General features: G+C 39.3%; 20 protein-coding genes. 14 read left to right on the forward strand and 6 right to left on the reverse strand.

Annotated elements, in window-relative coordinates; all coding sequences use genetic code 11:
- Positions 1-2 precede the first annotated feature (2 nt).
- The 13 genes from ACAN52_RS09485 to ACAN52_RS09545 all read left to right on the forward strand — a co-directional run bounded on the left by ACAN52_RS09485 (position 3) and on the right by ACAN52_RS09545 (position 11,105).
- Positions 3-986 (forward strand): ATP-binding protein, encoded by a 984-nt coding sequence (locus tag ACAN52_RS09485; RefSeq protein WP_378954468.1) that lies wholly within the window; start codon positions 3-5, stop codon positions 984-986.
- The gene (locus ACAN52_RS09490; RefSeq protein ID WP_378954470.1) at positions 983-2,359 is read left to right on the forward strand and encodes a sensor histidine kinase; all 1,377 of its coding nucleotides are present in this window, start codon (positions 983-985) and stop codon (positions 2,357-2,359) included. Before ACAN52_RS09485 ends, ACAN52_RS09490 begins: the two co-directional genes overlap by 4 nt.
- Positions 2,359-3,780: an Hpt domain-containing protein gene (locus tag ACAN52_RS09495; protein ID WP_378954472.1), complete on the forward strand. Its 1,422-nt coding sequence runs from the start codon at positions 2,359-2,361 to the stop codon at positions 3,778-3,780. Before ACAN52_RS09490 ends, ACAN52_RS09495 begins: the two co-directional genes overlap by 1 nt.
- Positions 3,764-4,174, forward strand: a complete 411-nt coding sequence (locus ACAN52_RS09500) for a response regulator (protein ID WP_378954474.1) — start codon at positions 3,764-3,766, stop codon at positions 4,172-4,174. Before ACAN52_RS09495 ends, ACAN52_RS09500 begins: the two co-directional genes overlap by 17 nt.
- Before the next feature lie 44 nt (positions 4,175-4,218).
- Positions 4,219-5,538 carry a HEAT repeat domain-containing protein gene (locus ACAN52_RS09505; RefSeq protein ID WP_378954475.1) on the forward strand — a complete coding sequence of 440 codons (1,320 nt, stop codon included), beginning with the start codon at positions 4,219-4,221 and terminating at the stop codon, positions 5,536-5,538.
- Positions 5,535-6,362 (forward strand): CheR family methyltransferase, encoded by an 828-nt coding sequence (locus ACAN52_RS09510; protein WP_378954476.1) that lies wholly within the window; start codon positions 5,535-5,537, stop codon positions 6,360-6,362. The genes ACAN52_RS09505 and ACAN52_RS09510 overlap by 4 nt, the downstream gene beginning before the upstream one ends.
- A gap of 49 nt (positions 6,363-6,411) precedes the next feature.
- Complete coding sequence (locus tag ACAN52_RS09515; protein WP_378954477.1) at positions 6,412-6,804, forward strand: response regulator; 393 nt, start codon at positions 6,412-6,414, stop codon at positions 6,802-6,804.
- A 3-nt stretch (positions 6,805-6,807) separates the two neighbouring features.
- Positions 6,808-9,102, forward strand: coding sequence for a chemotaxis protein CheA (locus tag ACAN52_RS09520; protein ID WP_378954479.1), 2,295 nt, complete (start codon positions 6,808-6,810; stop codon positions 9,100-9,102).
- 34 nt (positions 9,103-9,136) lie between these two features.
- On the forward strand, positions 9,137-9,325 hold the full coding sequence (locus ACAN52_RS09525; RefSeq protein ID WP_378954481.1) for a hypothetical protein: 189 nt from the start codon (positions 9,137-9,139) through the stop codon (positions 9,323-9,325).
- A 46-nt stretch (positions 9,326-9,371) separates the two neighbouring features.
- Positions 9,372-9,743 carry a response regulator gene (locus ACAN52_RS09530; RefSeq protein WP_378954482.1) on the forward strand — a complete coding sequence of 124 codons (372 nt, stop codon included), beginning with the start codon at positions 9,372-9,374 and terminating at the stop codon, positions 9,741-9,743.
- A gap of 5 nt (positions 9,744-9,748) precedes the next feature.
- On the forward strand, positions 9,749-10,219 hold the full coding sequence (locus ACAN52_RS09535; RefSeq protein ID WP_378954483.1) for a chemotaxis protein CheX: 471 nt from the start codon (positions 9,749-9,751) through the stop codon (positions 10,217-10,219).
- A 1-nt stretch (position 10,220) separates the two neighbouring features.
- On the forward strand, positions 10,221-10,682 hold the full coding sequence (locus ACAN52_RS09540; RefSeq protein WP_378954484.1) for a chemotaxis protein CheX: 462 nt from the start codon (positions 10,221-10,223) through the stop codon (positions 10,680-10,682).
- 63 nt (positions 10,683-10,745) lie between these two features.
- A complete protein-coding gene (locus tag ACAN52_RS09545; RefSeq protein ID WP_378954485.1) occupies positions 10,746-11,105 on the forward strand; it encodes a response regulator in 360 nt (119 codons plus the stop codon).
- Positions 11,106-11,183: 78 nt separating this feature from the next.
- Here ACAN52_RS09545 and ACAN52_RS09550 read toward each other — a convergent pair whose 3' ends face one another.
- Entirely contained in the window at positions 11,184-12,065 is an 882-nt protein-coding gene (locus ACAN52_RS09550) for a LysR family transcriptional regulator (RefSeq protein ID WP_378954486.1), read from the reverse strand.
- Positions 12,066-12,235: 170 nt separating this feature from the next.
- On the opposite strand from ACAN52_RS09550, the gene ACAN52_RS09555 reads away from it, so the two are divergent.
- Positions 12,236-12,967, forward strand: coding sequence for a sulfite exporter TauE/SafE family protein (locus ACAN52_RS09555; RefSeq protein WP_378954487.1), 732 nt, complete (start codon positions 12,236-12,238; stop codon positions 12,965-12,967).
- Between the two features lie 95 nt (positions 12,968-13,062).
- On the opposite strand, the gene ACAN52_RS09560 is transcribed toward ACAN52_RS09555, so the two are convergent.
- From ACAN52_RS09560 to ACAN52_RS09580, 5 genes are all read right to left on the reverse strand, one after another.
- A complete protein-coding gene (locus ACAN52_RS09560; protein WP_378954488.1) occupies positions 13,063-13,839 on the reverse strand; it encodes an ABC transporter ATP-binding protein in 777 nt (258 codons plus the stop codon).
- Positions 13,840-13,996: 157 nt separating this feature from the next.
- Positions 13,997-14,725: an energy transducer TonB gene (locus ACAN52_RS09565; protein WP_378954489.1), complete on the reverse strand. Its 729-nt coding sequence runs from the start codon at positions 14,723-14,725 to the stop codon at positions 13,997-13,999.
- Positions 14,726-14,729: 4 nt separating this feature from the next.
- Positions 14,730-15,140 carry an ExbD/TolR family protein gene (locus tag ACAN52_RS09570; protein ID WP_378954490.1) on the reverse strand — a complete coding sequence of 137 codons (411 nt, stop codon included), beginning with the start codon at positions 15,138-15,140 and terminating at the stop codon, positions 14,730-14,732.
- Complete coding sequence (locus tag ACAN52_RS09575; protein WP_378954491.1) at positions 15,127-15,774, reverse strand: MotA/TolQ/ExbB proton channel family protein; 648 nt, start codon at positions 15,772-15,774, stop codon at positions 15,127-15,129. The genes ACAN52_RS09570 and ACAN52_RS09575 overlap by 14 nt, the downstream gene beginning before the upstream one ends.
- Positions 15,775-16,220: 446 nt before the next feature.
- Entirely contained in the window at positions 16,221-18,332 is a 2,112-nt protein-coding gene (locus ACAN52_RS09580) for a heavy metal translocating P-type ATPase (protein WP_378954730.1), read from the reverse strand.
- Between the last annotated feature and the right edge of the window lie 25 nt (positions 18,333-18,357).

Genomic DNA, 18,357 nt, shown 5'->3' on the forward strand with positions numbered 1-18,357 from the left:
TTATGCTTAGAATAAGGGTACAAGGTGATTACGATGTAGGTACAGCTAGGCGTCAAATCACAGAGTTTTCCCTACCCGTGTCTTTTTCAGATCTAGAATTGGCACAATTAGCCATTATTATTACAGAAATGGCTACCAATCTAGTTCGGCATACCATTCATGGCGGGGTCATCCAGTGTGAGATGATGCCAGATCATCAAGGGCTGGTACTGGAGGCCATTGATGATGGTCCAGGTATTGCGTCAGATATTTCTGCACTATCTGATGGAGTATCGACTCAGGGTGGGAGTATGGGCGGTGGCTTGGGAGCTATTCAGCGTTTATCAGACAGTTTTAATTTGACAACTAATGATATAGGGACAAAAGTTCGGATTACAAAGTTGGCTCAGGAAAAGGAAAATCCTAGATTGACCGTCGGAGTATGTTCAAGGCCATATCCTGGCTTTGATGTAAATGGTGATGGTTTTTATGTTTGCTCAGGTGGCGTGCGTTCTGTCATTGCTGTTTATGATGCTTTAGGGCATGGTAAAGAAGCCTATGATACGGCCACTTTAATGTATAAATGTTTGCAAGAACTCCATGGCTTGGAATTATCAGACATCGTGAATATTGCCCATAAGCGGCTTTTATATAGTCGAGGAGTCGCATTATGGTTAGGCGCTGTGTATCACAATGATAACCGTTTATCATACATCAGCTTAGGTAATGTTGAAGCTAGGCTCATCACTAATAATCATTCGCAAACCTTACTGAATCAAAATGGTACAGTAGGAGGGCATATGCCAAAACATAAGATCAATGAAATTTCCTGGATGCCAGGATCAGTGTTATCCTTAGCTACTGATGGTATTTCTAGCCGTTGGCAAGTTGAAGATTATCCGGAAATAGTAGGAAATAATTCTAATAGAGTTTGTCAGCGTTTGCTAAAAGAATGGGGCAGGAATACTGATGATGCGACGATTATGATTGTACGAGATATACGATGAGTAAAGTAATTAGAAAGAAACTAGCTAACATGACTAGCTCTGTCCAAATTTTACCTGTGCTTGCTGAGATGACAGCGCGGATTGGCGGTAGTCCAGAAAACTTTTGTCAGATGTCATTGTTGGCTTTATGGCAATTAGATAGTGTGATTCATCATGAGGGGAGTGGTCCTGTATTATGGCATGGACAAGTTGAACCACGCCATGATGGTTTGCTTTTCTGTAGCCAACTTATGTTGCCAGTTGGTATGAGTGTGCCACAACTGGATAAAATGATTGATTTTTTTGGTACAGGTATTATTACTAATTCAGTATATAAAGGACGTTTATGGAAAATTGGCTGTAATTTGCCATGTGAGGCAATCAAGAGCACACGATCTAAAGGGAGCGGGAAATCAGTTAGCGATGGATTATACGGAATATTAACCCTGATTCGAGATTTAAAGCGAGATATGGCTGGAATGACCCAAGAAATGTTTATGACCAATCAGGGGGTCATGGCGATGGTTGAAGAAATGGGGTTATGGCTTGAAGCTGATGGTAGCAGACATGAAATTTCTGACTTACTAGCAGAACGCCTGGAATCCAACAGGCAGTTAATTGAACGACTTCGCGAAAAAGAACAGGCATTGCAACAAGCTGATCGGCTGGCTACGATTGGACGTCTGGTAGCTGGTGTAGCTCATGAAATTAATAATCCACTGACCTTTATCAAAATGAATGCAGAATTGCTATCGCTGATGCTTGATCGTTACTTTGCGGAACACTCTGTGCCTAGTATGACTGAAGCTCAGTATAAGCGTCCCGTTGAAGCTGTTATCCGTGGAGTTGAGCGTATTGCAGACATTGTCAGTGGTCTGAAATTTTTCTCTCGTCAGGCACCGAAAGAAAAAACAGGTGTTCAATTGACTAAATGCCTAGACGAAGCGTGGGGTTTGATTAAGAGTAATAAAGAATTGTCTAAAGCCGTAGAATTGAGAGTTTCGATAGAACCGGGCGTAATGATTTATGGTAATGCCCAACAATTAGAGCAAATATTGATCAATTTGCTCCATAATGCACTCAAAGCAGTCGATAAAGGGAGACCATCCCAAGGTATCATAAGCGTCAGCACTTGCCGAGAAACTTGTGAAATAGAGTGGGTAGTGATTATGATAACTGATAATGGCTGTGGCATTAGCCAGAGTGCAATATCCAAGATATTTGAGCCTTTTTATACCAGTGATGATGAGAATGGCACTGGACTTGGATTGTCAATTGTACAAGGCATTGTACACGAACATGGTGGTAATATTGGAGTGATGAGCAGAGTTGGAGAAGGTACTACCTTTACGATTCGGCTGCCTGCGTGGCGGTTACAAGAGGAGGATAACTAGTGGATGAAGCAGAGTTAGAACGTCATCTAGCAGAGATTTTTTTTATTGAGTCAGGAGAAATGCTTAGTGAAGCTTCATTAGCCTTGCTTAAGGCTGAAGAAGTAGGTAATCCTCAAGAAGTGATTCAGCAGGTTTTTCGAACGATTCATAGTATAAAAGGTGGAGCCCAGTCCTTAGGTTTTGAAAGATTATCGGAAGTAGCTCACCATGTAGAAGATTTTTTGGTTCCGCTGCGAAATGGAGACTGTAACATAGATGGGCAAACGGTCAGTCTGATACTTGAGTCTATGGATGTCATTGAAATGCAATTGAGTAATTATCAAACTAAAGGAGAATCACCAGTTGATTGTACCTTATTACTTGCCAAGCTGGCTGAGACCGTCGCATTAACAGAAAATAGGAAGACGATTATTCCGAGTCAAAGTCCTACAAGTAACCAAGAAAAAACAGCGTCTATAAATGGATCACGCTTACTGTATCTGTCGTTTATCGTTGATCCATCAGCAGCTATGCCGGGTATGACAGCATTTCTATTATTAGAACAATTACGTCAAGAAGGAAAATTATTATATAGTAAACCTGATATTGATCAGCTAGGTACAGTGGCAACAGGAGAATACCTCAGACAGGTAGCCATTATTCAGACTAACATGTGTAATGCTGATGTGAAGCAAATTGCTTACAGTGTCGGAGATATACGTGAACTTAAAGTAGCGGAAATTGACAATGGTATTTTTTCAAATTCAGATAAACCTGCAAAAGAAGAAATTACTTATTTTAACTCTTTAGTAGGTAAAATGCAAAAAATGCTTTTTGATAAAGATAAAGATGCAGTTTATTTTAGAAAGATTGTTAAACATATTATCGACTGGGGAGAAGATAGCCGCGGCGTAGCAGGTTGGTTTCCTGGTGGATTACCTCGCTGGAAAAGCATGACTTCCTTACTGTCTGATACAGTAGCATTAATGGACGAAGATTTATCTAATTATGAAAAAAAATCAGTTGTGGATAGAATATTACAAATTTTGTGGGGGGCGGTCTATAACGCTTTATGTAATCATACTTATTTTTATAATGTGCCTGTTCATGATGTTTTAGATGGAAATGGAAAAAATGTTATTGAAGAACTTCAAAGCAATGCAGTTGACGTTCAAGTGGTGGTTATTGATTTAAGTTTGCTGACGGCCTTAGAGGCGGAGCATCTTCGAAAGTTAGCTGATTTTAGAGATCTATCAGCCAGAAATGGTTGGGTATTATGGCTGATTTCTGAAGGGCAATATACACGGCGTCATCTTAATGTACTGGAAGTTTCGGAGGGGCTTGTTGGTGCCTTAGAGTTTTATCCCAGTATTTGCAGTGCAGTACTCGTTTCGAAAAAATTTATAACATTAGAGGAGGATGGGTATGTATCCGAAATTTAAAATATTAATTGTTGATGATGAGCAAGATGTGGCAGTCGTTTTAGAAGATTTTTTGCGAATGGAAGGATATGAAGTATCTTCGACAACATCGCCGATTGAAGCACTAGAAATGATTAAACAGCAAAAATATCACATTGTTTTATCTGATATTGTGATGCCGAAAATGGATGGTATTGATTTTTTGACGCAAGTGAAACAGTATGATGCATTGACGCAAGTGATCATGATGACAGGGTATTCTACAATGGATAAAACAATGAGATGCTTAGAAGCGGGAGCCAATGATTATATCTTAAAGCCTTTTAAAAATTTAGCACAATTAGCCGAAATTGTTAAAATATCTGAAGATAAGTTAAAACGTTGGTGGGACAATATGCGTGGAAATTTTGCGTGAGGCTGTGACGAAAGGGTCAGTAAATGTAATAAAGGTGGTGCCGTATGTATAAAGAAGCACAACAATTATTGAATAGCGAAAGCGAAGATGACCGCTGCGCAGGTATTGAGATGATCGTTGCAGTTGGGCGGAGCAACGGTATTGAATTATTGGCCACCCAATTAGAAAGAGAACAGTCTACCTTTGTCCGCCGCCGCTTGATTGCAACACTCGGAGCATGGTATTTGCCATATACTGCTTTGGTTGTAGGTCGCTTGTTAGCATCATCAGATGCTTATGTACGCAATGCAGCATTGGCAATCATGCAAACATTAGGTGAGATATCCTTACCAGTGTTGACTGAATTGATCAATCATCCAAATTGCGATTTGCGCAAGCTAGCTGCTGATGCCCTTAATAAAATTGCTGGAGATGCCGCATGTTCCCTATTACTAGGGGGACTTAAGGATAGCGATCCCAATGTTGTAAGTACTTGTGCCGAAGCTTTAGGGAATAGGCGGGATTTTCGGATTATACCTGCCTTAATCGCCTCCTTGGCAGGGACGCAAAATGTGTGGGTAGCTTTCTCTATGATGGAATCACTTGCTAAAATTGGCGATCACACGATATTGGATGTCATTGAGCAGTATGTAAATAAGAAGACTTGGAATCGAGAAGAACGTATCACTCTAGCAGGAATATGGGTTGTTGCAACAAGTCAGCTAGGTGATGAACGCCAATTGCCTGCCGCTTGGGAGATGTACCATAATAAGATATTGACGATGGGACAAATGCTTACATTACTGGATCAGCTGCAGGTACGAGGGGTTACTTTAGACTTGGAGCAGGTCGCTATCGAGAGTATGCTAGAAGTTTTTTTTGCAGACACGCTAAAAAATAGCGCTGTTCATGAAGTGACAGCAGCCATTCACATTACCAGACGAAATTGTCCGGCTTTGCTATATCAGAATCTATCGGTCATGATTGATAGATTCTATACCACAGAAACAGTCATGGAAGAGTTAGGAATTGCCGTAAAATTGACTTATCTAGTTGTAGAGGCTAGCCAAAGAGATCCAAGTATCTATAAGTTATTATCCTACATGTATGAACATGATCCTTACCTTGAACATCGTTCTTTTATCTTAGATTGCCCAGAAATTTTTCATAGTGACCACTACACCGCGACATGGAATTGGCTGGTGGATAGTTTAGATCAATCTGATCGACTATTAAAAATAGCAGCCGTCCGTGGTATGTGTCGCATGGGTGAGGCGGGGCGGCATTATCTCAAAGAATTATTGGAGTTGGCTCTAGACGAGGATCGGCAAATGACCGAACTTATCCGGCAAGAGATAGATCTTGAATGGAGGCCGGATCGATGACACTGACACCTGATCTATATCAACGTTTTATTGATTTAATTTATAAAAGAACAGGTATTTGGTTTGAAACCAATAAACGTTATTTTGTTGATAAACGCTTAGATGAACGTATTGCAGAATTGGGACTGGAAAATTATCGGGAGTATTATCAACATTTAAAGTTTTCCACTGATCAGACGGAGATGCAACAGTTGATTAACCGCCTGACGATTAATGAAACTTATTTCTTTCGTGATTTCCCACAGTTACAGGGCTTTGCAGAAGAAGTATTACTGCAAGTCGTTAAGGATAAGGTAGCGGCAGGTAATCGCAAAATAAAGTTGTGGAGTGCTGGATGTTCTACGGGCGAAGAACCTTACACCTTAGCGATTATTTTGCTGGAAATGTTGCCTGAACCTGAAACGTGGACAATCGAAATATTGGCTAGTGATATTAATACTAGAGTACTAGATGTAGCTCGCAAAGGGTATTACAACAGCCGTTCTGTAAAAGATGTACCAACGGAGTATTTGGAACGGTATTTTGCGAGATACAGGGAGATGTACATTTTAAATAATAAGGTACGAAATATGGTTAATTTTAAAGTGATTAACCTGATGGAACAACATGAAATGAAGCTTCAGGTTGATTATGATTTTATTTTTTGTCGTAATGTGCTGATCTATTTTACTCCTGAATCTAGGCTGAATGTGCTAGAAAGTTATTACCGATCATTAAAACGTGGCGGTTATATTTATCTTGGTCATTCAGAATCTGTTGCTCGAATTACTGATGCCTTTAAAATGAGACGCATTGGCAGTAGTATTGTGTACTATAAACCGTGAAAGCGAGAGAAAGACAGTGGACTTTGCATACGGAAAAGGGGGGCGTAATATGGGGCAGATACTGATCGTAGATGATTCTACGATGGTTAGAAAATTTTATACTTACATATTAACTTCTTTTGGATACCAGATCCGTGAAGCTGAAGATGGCTATTTAGCGCTTGAAATGTTACTCACTGATGGTGCTGAAAATTTTGATTTAGTGATTACTGATATTAATATGCCACGTATGGATGGCTTTGAGTTTATTGCAGAAATGCGCAATACGCCTGGGTATGAGACAACACCCATTTTGATTATGACAACCCAAGATCATGAATGTGATGTTCAAAGAGGATTGAGTTTAGGGGCTAATCTGTATTTTATCAAACCTGCTGCTCCTGAAAAACTAGTGCACTGTGTGCGAGAATTACTGGAAGGAACTGCTGGGAAGGGGTTGTAAGTTATGTTATGCCAATTTACGGCAGAGGATATAGAAATGCTCCAAGCTTTTATTGAAGAAAGTACGGAGAGTTTACAAAAAATAGAAGATGAGATATTGTGCCTAGAGAATGTCGCTGATTCTGCTAAATCCCTAGGTGATATTTTTCGTCAAGTGCATACGATCAAGGGGTTATCATCTTTTTTCAGTCTATCAGACATTACTAGACTAAGTCACCAGGTTGAATATATGTTAGATGCTATGCGTAAAGGTGGTATTGAATCCAACACCCAAGTCGTTGGTTTATTATTGAATGCTAAAGATGCACTGAGTGAGATGATATCACAATTAAGCGTGGCCTGCGAAAGTGTTCAACAGGGTGAAGGGCTTGATGTGGAAGTAAGCTGTACTCATGATGTGGATGCACTCATTCATGACATACGATGTTTTTTAGAAGAGAATAAAGAGGCGAATATACCAACATCAGTAGAGCAGACATTGCCACTTCAGCACTACCATGAAGTGGAACATAAGATCCAGCAACCATTGATTGCAAGTAGCAAGAGTGAGGAATCAGATCAAGAGTCCATGACTCTTTTACTTGATGGTGTAGCGGCAGGTATGTTAGAAGATTTCTTGCTAGAGGCGGATGAACATAGTGCGATCATTACGAATAATTTGTTGATGATACTCGATAGTAATCCCGAAGATATTGGGACTTTAGGTGATTTATTTCGCCGAGTGCATACGCTTAAAGGCAATACAGGTTTATTACTCAGTGTACCGATTGATGATAATTTGCGGATGATTTTAAAAGATTTATTAGAACTTTTTCAAAATATGGAGAGTCTTTTATCCCAGGTGCGTGATACGAAGATACCTATATGCAGCGCAATTATCAATTTGTGTTTTGAGGCCATTGACGCACTGGTGAATATTACTATTATGCTGCGCAAAGGTGTTATTATTACTGATGACAGTAAGCTTAAAAGATTGGTAGCTGACATGTTAGCTGTACGTGAAGGTGGAGCACAACTGGCATGTCAGATCATAACTACATCAGAACCAATTATTACCATACCGGCGGTTGTAAAGCCAACGTATGGTAGAAGGAGTACTGATGTAGCAGGTGGGTCTACCGCTCATTCGATTCGGGTGAGTGGTGATAAACTTGATCGGCTGATGAATGTAATTGGAGAACTCTCGATTACTAAGAATGTGTTTAGTCAGATTGCTCGTAAGTTAACTATGGAGCATAATTTACCTCATTTATCGAGAGAGGTCAAGGATGCCGGACAATTTGTTAACCGCATTTCGGCAGAACTCGAAGATGCTATTATGGCTATGCGTATGACTGAAGTGCGGATGGCATTTCAGAAATATCCTCGGATTATCCGAGATGTAGCATTGCAGACAGGTAAAAGTATAACACTCATTATGGAGGGTGAAGATACTGAGCTTGATAAAAATATTATTGAAAAAATTGGTGATCCATTGCTCCATTTAGTGCGCAACTCTGGCGATCATGGAATTGAAACGGTAGAAGAACGGCAGGCCGCAGGTAAAGACCCTCAAGGAAGTGTTTGGCTGCGAGCGTATAACCGCGGCAAACATGTTATCATTGAAGTGGAAGATGATGGACGGGGGATGAATCCTGAAGAGTTAAAACGTAAAGCGATAACAAAGGGCTTTATTACTGAACAAGATGCAAGTGAGATGTCGGATGAGCAAGCTTTTCAACTTATTTTTTTACCAGGTTTTAGTACGGCGAAAAATATTACAGAGATTTCCGGACGGGGCGTGGGAATGGATGTCGTACGCAGTAATATTACAGCCCTCCAGGGGACGATAAAAATTACCAGTCAGTTTGGTAAAGGCAGTAAAATAACGATGCAGCTACCTCTAACATTGATGGTTTCAAGAGGGCTAGTGGTTGAGGTGAAGAACCAATTATTAGTGATATCCCTTGAAAATGTAGTGGAGATTGTGAAAGTACCTGCCGATAAGCTGGTCAAGCGTCGTGGACAACGGATGCTCTACCATCGGGGTGAAGTGTTAGGGGTCGTATCACTTGCAGAGATACTCAAAATGGCTACCCAAGAAATACTTGATTATACGCCAATTGTGATCGTGACTGATGGGCAGTCTAAAGTAGCAATAATTGTTGATAAGTTACTGAATGAGCAGGATATTTTGGTTAAACCTTTGCCAGAGTACCTCTCTGCGATTCGTGGTATGGGAGGGGCGACTATCATGGGGGACGGTAAGGTAGCATTGGTCTTGAATCCAGTAGAGTTAGTCCAATTAGCGACTAGGTAATAAGAGTATCGCAATTGAGTTGGAGGTTATCATTATGATTTGTAGTTTGTTTATTGTACTTTGGGAAGAAAATCAAGATGAGATTTCGTCACAAGTATGTAGAAGTTTTGAGGATGCGGAAATATTTAAGCAAGACTTAATTGATTCTTATAAAATTTCTAGTGATGATATTAAAATCCACGAAATAAAATCCTCAGTTAAACTTAGTTTGCTAGTGGATTAAATTTTAAGAAAAAATATAACTAATATAGTGAGGGAGGGATAACGTTATGAGTAAAATTAAAATTTTAGTTGTAGATGATTCACCGTTTATTCATAAAGCAATTACAAGAGCGCTAAATACTACAGAGAATTATGAGATCTGTGGTATTGCTAAAAATGGCAAGGAGGGTGTTGAACTATATATGACTCTCAACCCTGATTTGGTGACCATGGATATTACTATGCCGATTATGGATGGGTTAGAGGCTTCTAAAAGTATCATAGGTCAAGATCCAGCAGCAAAAATTGTCATGCTCAGTGCGCTGGGAGATGAAGAATTGATAAATAGCGCGCAACTGATTGGGATTAAAAGTTTTATCCAAAAACCTTTTAAAAATGATGAATTTATTGCTATAATAGAATCTGCATATAGGGGATGAAGAATATGAGTGAGGGGAATTATATTGAACTTTGGATTCACGCACTACTCAAAAACATTCAAACCATGGCTGAAATAGAAGGAAAGCCTAGGCAAACGGTGGCTCAACCAACTGTATTCGTTTCACGAGGGCTTGCAGTCATTATTGGAATAACGGGCCTTAGGCCAGGGCGGATTATTCTAGATAGCGATATGGAGACAGCCCGTCAGTTGAGTGAAATATTCAATGGCGAAACATACCTTGAAGAAGATGACATTATCGATTCAATAGCTGAATTTGCTAATATAGTTTCGGGACATGGTATTACACAGATCAATAATCTAGAAAAAAATTTGGCTTTACTATTAACGCCACCAAGTGTTTTTTTAGGAAAAAAAATTAATATTACCAGTCCTAAGATCAATGCTGAAGTGATTGAGATTGATACCTCAGTCGGCTCTATTAAAATTAGCGTCGGTTTTGAAGGAGGTTATTAAAGTGGATAGCAAGATAGTAAAACCTTTTATTGATGCCGTTATATCAATATTACCTATGCTTGGGCTTGTCGATATTAAACGCGGAAATATGATGGTAAAAGATAAATTGATAACTACTAATGATGTTACGATACTCATTGGTTTATCCCAAGAAATTCGTGGGAATTTGGCATATGGTTTATCTGATGAGTGTGCTAGGAATATTGCATCAACGATGATGGGGGGGATTCCAATACCCCAATTTGATGAGATGGCGCAAAGCGCAATTAGTGAATTAGTGAATATGGTTACCGCTAATGCAGCAATAAATTTAGAAAATTTGGGAAAAAAAATAAATATTTCTCCTCCGACAGTGGTGACTGGAGAAAATATCACAGTCAGGATTAGCCAAGTACAAACCTTGGCCATCGAATTTCTAACTTCTGCTGGAAGGATTGAACTAAATGTGGGTCTAGAGTGTTAGATCATACTAGAGATAACTTATTAAAATTGAGAAGCGATCAAGGCGAAGGAGTAGTAGCAACATATGTCCAAACGTATTTTAATTGTAGATGATACCCTATTTATGAGAGTGAAAATCAAAGGATTACTAGAAAAGTGGGGCTATCAGGTCGTAGGCGAAGGCGCTAATGGGCGGGAGGCAGTCGATAAATTTAAGGAACTGCAGCCTGATATTATTTTAATGGATATTACAATGCCAGAGATGGATGGAATAGCGGCTCTTAAAGAAATTAAGAATTTAGATGCTAAGGCTATCGTAATCATGATATCGGCCTTGGGACAGGAAAGTTTCGTTATGGAAGCCATTCGTTCTGGAGCGCGTAATTATTTGGTAAAACCTTTGCAGGAAAATAAATTCCAGGAAGTATTGGCAAGCTTATCATAGCAAATAAGCAGTTCTCACTTTCTCGTGAATTATGTAAATACCCCGAAGCCTACTTTTTGAGGATTCGGGGTATTTTCTCTAATTTTTTATGGAATTGCATAATTCTAAAAAAGCATTAATAATTGGAGATAGCCATTTTTCTCGATGCCACATGACTTGTGTTTTTACGTCAAAACTAGGCCCTTTCCAATCTAATTCCATGAGTTTTCCTTGCTCTAATTCACTTTTGGCGGCTATTTTTGGTAATATGGTGACTCCTAATCCACAAATTGCACATTCCTTCCGTGCTCCCACACTTGAAAGTTCCATAATTCCACTTAATTTAAGATCATATTTTTCTAGAACTGCAAGAATAATGGGGCGATAGCCACATCCCTCAGGGCTCAGAATTAAGCACTCGTTGGATAAATCTTTGGGTTCTAGTTGCTTTTTTTGTGCAAGTGGATGGAATGGACTGACGACAACAATCATTTTTTCATTAAAGAGTGCCTTTCCATCTAGATCTGGTGGATCAATTTGATTGCTTAATGCTAAAGCGATATCGATACTGTTATTTCGAATAAGGTCAGAAAGTGGTTTGTAACTTTCTGTTTGTACCCGAATTTCAACGAAAGGATAACGTTTACGATACTCAAGTAATAATTTGGGAAGGCGATAAACACAAAGGGCTTCAGCAGCTCCGATAGTTAAGGTACCTCTGAAAGACTCTGGGGATAATTCATCTTTTGCTCGCTCGCACAGTTGTAAGATATTTTCAGCCTGTTTTAAGAATTTTTTTCCTTCGCTTGTTAACTCAAGTCTTCGGCCAAAACGATCAAATAATTTAACCTTTAATTCTTCTTCTAATTGCCGAATTTGGCTTGTTATATTGGATTGTACATACCCTAATTTGAGGGCTGCTTTTGTAAAATTGAGGGTTTCAGCAGCCGTGCAAAATGTCTGTAATTGCCTTAATTCCATCAGATAACCTCTTTCATATGGATTAATTTTATTGATCGTAATGATTGATATCATTCGTTTTTATTATAGAAATATCAATGTTATACTGAAATCAAAGAAAATTTGCAATATAACATTCATTATACATGATATTGCTACAATTTTTTCAAATAAAATAAGAGGTAAGAGCTATGGATATTATCGTAAATAATACATTTATTATTATTCTGTTTTCATCAGTGATACAATCAATTACTGGATTTGGTTTTGCCGTTGTGGGTACGCCACTGCTGTTATTTTTCATGAAACCGCAGCAAGCTGTGAGTTTAGTGACGTTTGGAGCTTTGCTACTCAATATGATGGTGATTTATAAGACAAGAGGGATGTCAAATCCTAAAGTGATATGGCCATTGTTCGTTGCCAGTTTGTTTGGGATTTTACCTGGAGTATATATACTGAAGGTAATCGACCCTTCAATTCTTAAACTGTGTATTGGAATTTTGATTCTATTGGTATCATTTCTTATGGCTTCTAATTATGTTATGGTCATTAAACGTGAAAAATTAGCGACAGTTTTAGTTGGCGTCGTAAGCGGCTTTATGGGAGGAGCAACTAGCTTGAGTGGACCGCCAGTAGCCTTATTTTTGATGAATCAGCAACAAGATAAAGAAACTTTTCGTGCAAATCTTGTCCGTTTTTTTTGCTTTGGCAATATTGCAACTCTAATCATCATGTATTATATGGATACGGTGGACAGAGGTGTATTTGAGCAACTTGGATATGCAGTTCCTGCAGTTTTAATTGGTGTATGGCTTGGAGAGAAAGCTTTTGTAAAAGTAAGTCCTAAATTTTTCAGGTGGTTGACCTTGGGAACTGTATTTTTTTGCGGTATAATGAGTGTTGTTAGCGTAGTAGTGAAATAATTAAAAAATAGTATTCAAAGATGACTAGATAGAAAAATCCCTCGAAGAAAATCTTCGGGGGATCTTTTTATCTAGACAATAAGAACTTCTAGAAATTATGCATGAAGAGAAGTTGGGTAATAGTTGATGGCCAGGTAGCCTGTATCTGGATTTTCATGAATGTCACATTCAATTTCATAGACATCACGGACTAACTCTGGAGTGAGTATTTGATTGGGTATGCCGCTGGTAATGACATGGCCATCTTTTAGTACATATAGTTTGGTACAGTACATCGCTGCTAAACTTAGATCATGTAGTGCTGCTAATACCCCGATACCAAGTGATTTTACAATGGAGAGAATTTGTAGTTGGTATTTAATGTCCAAATGATTGGTTGGCTCATCTAAAATTAATAATTGAGGCTGTTGAGCTAAAGCACGGGCTAATATAATTCTTTGTTTTTCACCACCTGATAAGGTAGAGAAACTACGATGAGTATTCTTTTCCATACCTACTTTTCTGATTGACTCCATAGCAATTTCATAATCATCAGGTTGATCTGATCCAAGTAAGCTTTTATGAGGTGTACGTCCCATCATAACCATATCAAAGACGGTAAAATCAAAGTTGATGGTATTAAACTGTCCAACTACCCCCATTTTTTTCGCAGATTCAGATAATTTAACGTGTTTTATATTCTGCCCATCTAATAAAATTGTACCACTCGTCGGTTTAATAATCCGATAAATAGTACGTAGCAATGTTGATTTTCCGCTACCATTCGGACCAATGATGCCAACAAATTCTCCTTTGGCAACAGCCAAGGAAATATCTTGGATAATATTTTTATCACCAAGTTTTACATTAATATTTTTTAAGATGAGATCCATTTTAATCCTCCTTAGTTATTTCCAAAGTCAAATCCGCTATACAAAAAATGCTCTATGAGGCCTGATAATAACAGGGGACCCCCTTAGAGTGGATGTTGATGAATCAATGTCCACTCTAAGGGGGGAGCTCAATTAAAAAAACTATGCTTCATAAACATTATCTTAATCGAAAAGATATGGGGATTGTAGTATAACAATCGATGGCTTGGCCGCTCGTTCGATCTTTAGCTGGAACGAAACGCCACTGTTCTACGGTAGCCATAGCTGCTTCATCAAGTATTTCATGCCCGGAGGAGCGAGATACTGAGATATTTCCTGAACGACCATTGGTAAGGATTTGGATTTTTAGTAAAACTGTTCCTTCCATACTTGCTTGTCGTGCTCCTTGCGGATAGGGAGGTTCCACTTTACTTAATATACTAGGTGGAACAAACCCACTGCTCTTAACCGCACCACTATTTCCAGCACTAGAGGCATTACCTGTATTACTAGTTGAATTAGGAGTGACAGGCGCTTCAGAAGATGAAGAACTACTTGCAGTCGATGATGATTCATTACTGCTAATATCAGTAACGGTTAAGGGTTCGGCGACATCCACAGAACTTACTACTTTAGGTGTAGTTTGTATTTCTTGGGGAGTAACTGGAATAGAGGTTGATGGAAGGACTCGTTCGGGCGGTGAAGGAGGAGTGGGAGCATTAGGTGATGCACTCACTTCTCGATTCTCTGCCTGGAGTTCATTCACTAATTCCAATTCTACAATCTGCTCTTCAGGTACAATGGGAATCAATAAGTTAGCTGATAAGTAGCCAGCACTTATAAAAAAGAAAATATGGCATAAAACCGAGACCATTGCCGCCCTACGCCAGCGTAGATGATATGCCATTGAATTACCTTCCTTTCATTTCAGTAGCTACTGATACGCGACGGGCACCTGCTAGTTTTAATTCATCTAAGACAGTCACTACTTTACCGTAGTCTACCTGTTTATCTGCACGGAGTACAAATACATTATCCGGTTGTTTGGTGATTTCCATACTGACACGTTTTGCGAGCAATTGTAATGGAATTTGTTCTTGATCAAAGAGGACTTGCCCATCTTGCATGACCGTAATATTAACGCTGCGAGGAATATCTTGTTGAGCAGCGGTTGCTTGAGGCAAACTAACGGGGATGGTATGTTGTTCGACCATGGATAAGGTGCTGATCATAAAGAAAACTAATAAAAAGAAAATAATATCAATCATGGGGATAATCATTAACTCAGGTTGATTTTCAATTCGTAAACTACGCAATTTCATGAGCTTCTCTCCGCCCTGATTTTTTACTTATGATGTAATTAAGTATGACTCCGCATACTTGCTCCATATCTGTAGCCAACTGATCCAAACGATGGGAAAAATAGGTGTGTGAAAGTAAGGCCATTACAGCGACCGTTAGGCCTGTTGCTGTGGCAATGAGTGCTTCACCAACACCACCAGTAATAGCCATCGGTTGCCCCGATTGTACATTGAACACGCTAAAAGAATTGATCATACCAATGACTGTTCCGAGTAGGCCAAAAAGAGGGGATAGAGTCACAATAGCACTAAGAAAATTTAAGGATTCACGTAAACGGGCGGCAGATAACTGTGCAGCACTTTCTAATGCATTTTCAATATTGCTGCCGCGTTGATAAGCATGTAATCCTTCTAATGCGACTTGATTGACTGCATTTGCTCCTTGTTCACATAGTTGTAGAGCTTCACTAAATTTCTGTCGTTCTAATAGAGGTTGTAGTTTTCCCAAAAATGCCTGAGTGTTTGAAGACATACTGCGATAATACAAAAATCGTTCTGTAGCAATGGCAATTACAGCCAGTGAGCATAAGACCAGGAGGTACATGACTGGACCACCTTTATGAAATAGATTGAGACATTGAGATAAAAAGTCCATTTTTAATTCCTCCAATTGTTAATAATTTTCATTCTCAATCGTTGTGTATTGTTCACCACTTATCGGGAACAATACGTAGTGATTGAGGATGAAGTCTTTACGGTTCGAGCTTTTCATCATACAAGATGACACGTAGAATTATGTACCAACGAAGAAACTCATAGGATCATCCGCTACTTGGATGATGTGCGAGGTTCTTTGACTTGTTAAGTGTGCCTTGTAAATGATCAAGCAGCCTAGAATTTTTATACAAATAAGGCTACAACTTAAAATGACTATGATTATCATTATCATAGTCATTTTAGATTATAGTACTCTAAAAGATGTTAGTCAATACTTTTAAGGATTATTTCTGTGATTTTATAGTGGGTAGCATCAGGATTGCACTTACAGATTTGATTCAGCTATGTCTAATCCGTGAGATTTTAAAGATAATGTTACACAGTCTATTTGAGTTTGCGCATGAGGCGCATTCCATTTAAAGTGACAAGTATCGAAGAACCCATATCAGCAAATACTGCAAGCCATAAATTTACATAGCCAGCAAAAGTAAGAATTACGAAAACAATTTTTATTAAGATGGCAAAGGCGATGTTTTGTTTAATGATCCCTACAGTTTTACGGCTAAGTTTGATAAGATATGCAAGTTTCCCCAGATCATCAGACATAAGGGCAATATCAGCTGTCTCAAGGGCCGTATCCGAACCAGCTACCCCCATAGCAATTCCTATCGTAGCAGCAGCTAATGCGGGAGCATCATTGACTCCGTCACCAACCATGGCTACATTTCCGTACTCTGTAATTAATTTTTTTACTGCATTGACCTTATCTTCTGGCAATAGCTCACTATAAACAGTGTCAAGTTTTAATTCCTCAGCTATGGAGCTTGCAACACGATTGTTATCCCCGGTTAACATCGCGACGTGTTTCATACCGGCTTTTCGTAAGGTAATAATCGCATCCACACTGTTAGCACGAAGAGTATCTGCTACAGCGATAATTCCTGAAATACTTTCTTTTGTTCCCATGAGCATGACTGTTTTACCTTCTTGCTCAAGTGTTGTTATAGCTTGCTCATACTGAGATAGTTCAAATCCTAGTTCGTTAAATAAACGAATATTTCCGATGTAGACTGTTTTGCCATTTACATCGGCCTGAGCACCACGTCCAACTAATGCACTGAATTTTGATATTGGTTTTAAAGGCAGATCTTTAGCTTTTTCTACGATTGCAACTGCCAAAGGATGTTCAGAGCGTTTTTCAACAGAGGCAGCCGTAGTTAAGAAGTCTTGTTCTGTAGAACCGTCTAAGGGAATGATGTTAGTGACAATCGGGCGACCATAGGTTAATGTACCAGTCTTGTCAAAAGCGATGGACTGGATTGTTCCCATCTGCTCAAGATAAGCACCGCCTTTAATTAAGACTCCATTTCTAGATGAATTTCCGATTGCGGACACGATGGAAACAGGTGTGGAAATTACCAAGGCACAAGGACAAGAGATGACTAGAAGAACAAGACCTTTATAAAACCATACGGCAAAAGGCTCGCCAAGGAATATCCATGGAATGACCATGACGCCGACAGCGGCAAGCAGAACGATCGGAGTATAGTATTTTGAGAAAACGTCAATAAATTGTTGGGAAGGGGCCTTCTGTGCCTGTGCTTCTTCAACTAAATGCATGATTTTGGATAAAGTCGAGTCGGAAGCGAGCTTAGAGACTTGAATTTCTAAAGCCCCATGTTCATTTACAGTACCCGCATACACCATGTCTCCAGTCGTTTTCTCAACGGGGATGGATTCACCAGTGATGGTTGCTTGGTTTACTGCTGAGGTTCCTTCTTTTACAACGCCATCCATTGGGATTCGTTCACCAGGTTTTACAATGATGATATCGCCGATGACAATCTCTTCAATTGCTAGTTTTAACTCTTGATCCTCTCGGCGAACCAGAGCTTCAGGTGGAGCGAGCTCCATTAAGGCTTGAATGGACTGTCGAGTTTTGTCCATTGTATAAGTTTGAAGAGTATTACCAAAGGAGAAAAGAAAAGCTACCGTAGCACCTTCACCCCATTCACCAATAGCTGAAGCACCGATGATTGCTACCGTCATCAGAAAATTCATATCAAAACTCAAAGAACGCAGACTGTAAAAACCACTTTTAGCCGTATAATAACCACCAACGAGTTCTATTGTGATATATAAGGGAATCACTATATCATTAGTGACGCCAAACCATTCCATAATTGTCACCAGAACAAGGAGTATACCAGATACAATCGTTGTCTGTGTTCGCCGATTGAGCCACCAAGCAGGTTTATTTTTGATGGAGTGATGGCCCTTGATTTCACGTTCAGCGTTATAGCCTGCCTGCTCCACAGCCTTTATAATCTCTATTTCTTCTATTGTATGTTTTATGATCAATTTTCCTGTAGCGAAATTTACTTGTGCAGAGTCGACGCCCGCCATGGAAAGAAGCCTTTTTTCTAGCTTTGCAGCACAGTCTGCACAATCAAGGCCAGAAATTTTAAATACAGTTTTGTCGCTACCTTCAGCAATTACTATCTCTGTTTGTGGTGAACTC

Source organism: Pelosinus sp. sgz500959, from assembly GCF_042610375.1.
GTDB lineage: Bacteria > Bacillota > Negativicutes > DSM-13327 > DSM-13327 > CTSoil-075.

What these genes read in the sequence shown, in the direction of transcription:
- ACAN52_RS09570 (WP_378954490.1), bottom strand. Translation starts at nt 15,140, where the DNA reads ATGAAATTGCGTAGTTTACGAATTGAAAATCAACCTGAGTTAATGATT.
- ACAN52_RS09485 (WP_378954468.1), top strand. Translation starts at nt 3, where the DNA reads ATGCTTAGAATAAGGGTACAAGGTGATTACGATGTAGGTACAGCTAGG.
- ACAN52_RS09525 (WP_378954481.1), top strand. Translation starts at nt 9,137, where the DNA reads ATGATTTGTAGTTTGTTTATTGTACTTTGGGAAGAAAATCAAGATGAG.
- ACAN52_RS09515 (WP_378954477.1), top strand. Translation starts at nt 6,412, where the DNA reads ATGGGGCAGATACTGATCGTAGATGATTCTACGATGGTTAGAAAATTT.
- ACAN52_RS09530 (WP_378954482.1), top strand. Translation starts at nt 9,372, where the DNA reads ATGAGTAAAATTAAAATTTTAGTTGTAGATGATTCACCGTTTATTCAT.
- ACAN52_RS09560 (WP_378954488.1), bottom strand. Translation starts at nt 13,839, where the DNA reads ATGGATCTCATCTTAAAAAATATTAATGTAAAACTTGGTGATAAAAAT.
- ACAN52_RS09505 (WP_378954475.1), top strand. Translation starts at nt 4,219, where the DNA reads ATGTATAAAGAAGCACAACAATTATTGAATAGCGAAAGCGAAGATGAC.
- ACAN52_RS09490 (WP_378954470.1), top strand. Translation starts at nt 983, where the DNA reads ATGAGTAAAGTAATTAGAAAGAAACTAGCTAACATGACTAGCTCTGTC.
- ACAN52_RS09535 (WP_378954483.1), top strand. Translation starts at nt 9,749, where the DNA reads ATGAGTGAGGGGAATTATATTGAACTTTGGATTCACGCACTACTCAAA.
- ACAN52_RS09510 (WP_378954476.1), top strand. Translation starts at nt 5,535, where the DNA reads ATGACACTGACACCTGATCTATATCAACGTTTTATTGATTTAATTTAT.
- ACAN52_RS09500 (WP_378954474.1), top strand. Translation starts at nt 3,764, where the DNA reads ATGTATCCGAAATTTAAAATATTAATTGTTGATGATGAGCAAGATGTG.
- ACAN52_RS09565 (WP_378954489.1), bottom strand. Translation starts at nt 14,725, where the DNA reads ATGGCATATCATCTACGCTGGCGTAGGGCGGCAATGGTCTCGGTTTTA.
- ACAN52_RS09550 (WP_378954486.1), bottom strand. Translation starts at nt 12,065, where the DNA reads ATGGAATTAAGGCAATTACAGACATTTTGCACGGCTGCTGAAACCCTC.
- ACAN52_RS09520 (WP_378954479.1), top strand. Translation starts at nt 6,808, where the DNA reads ATGTTATGCCAATTTACGGCAGAGGATATAGAAATGCTCCAAGCTTTT.
- ACAN52_RS09575 (WP_378954491.1), bottom strand. Translation starts at nt 15,774, where the DNA reads ATGGACTTTTTATCTCAATGTCTCAATCTATTTCATAAAGGTGGTCCA.
- ACAN52_RS09545 (WP_378954485.1), top strand. Translation starts at nt 10,746, where the DNA reads ATGTCCAAACGTATTTTAATTGTAGATGATACCCTATTTATGAGAGTG.
- ACAN52_RS09555 (WP_378954487.1), top strand. Translation starts at nt 12,236, where the DNA reads ATGGATATTATCGTAAATAATACATTTATTATTATTCTGTTTTCATCA.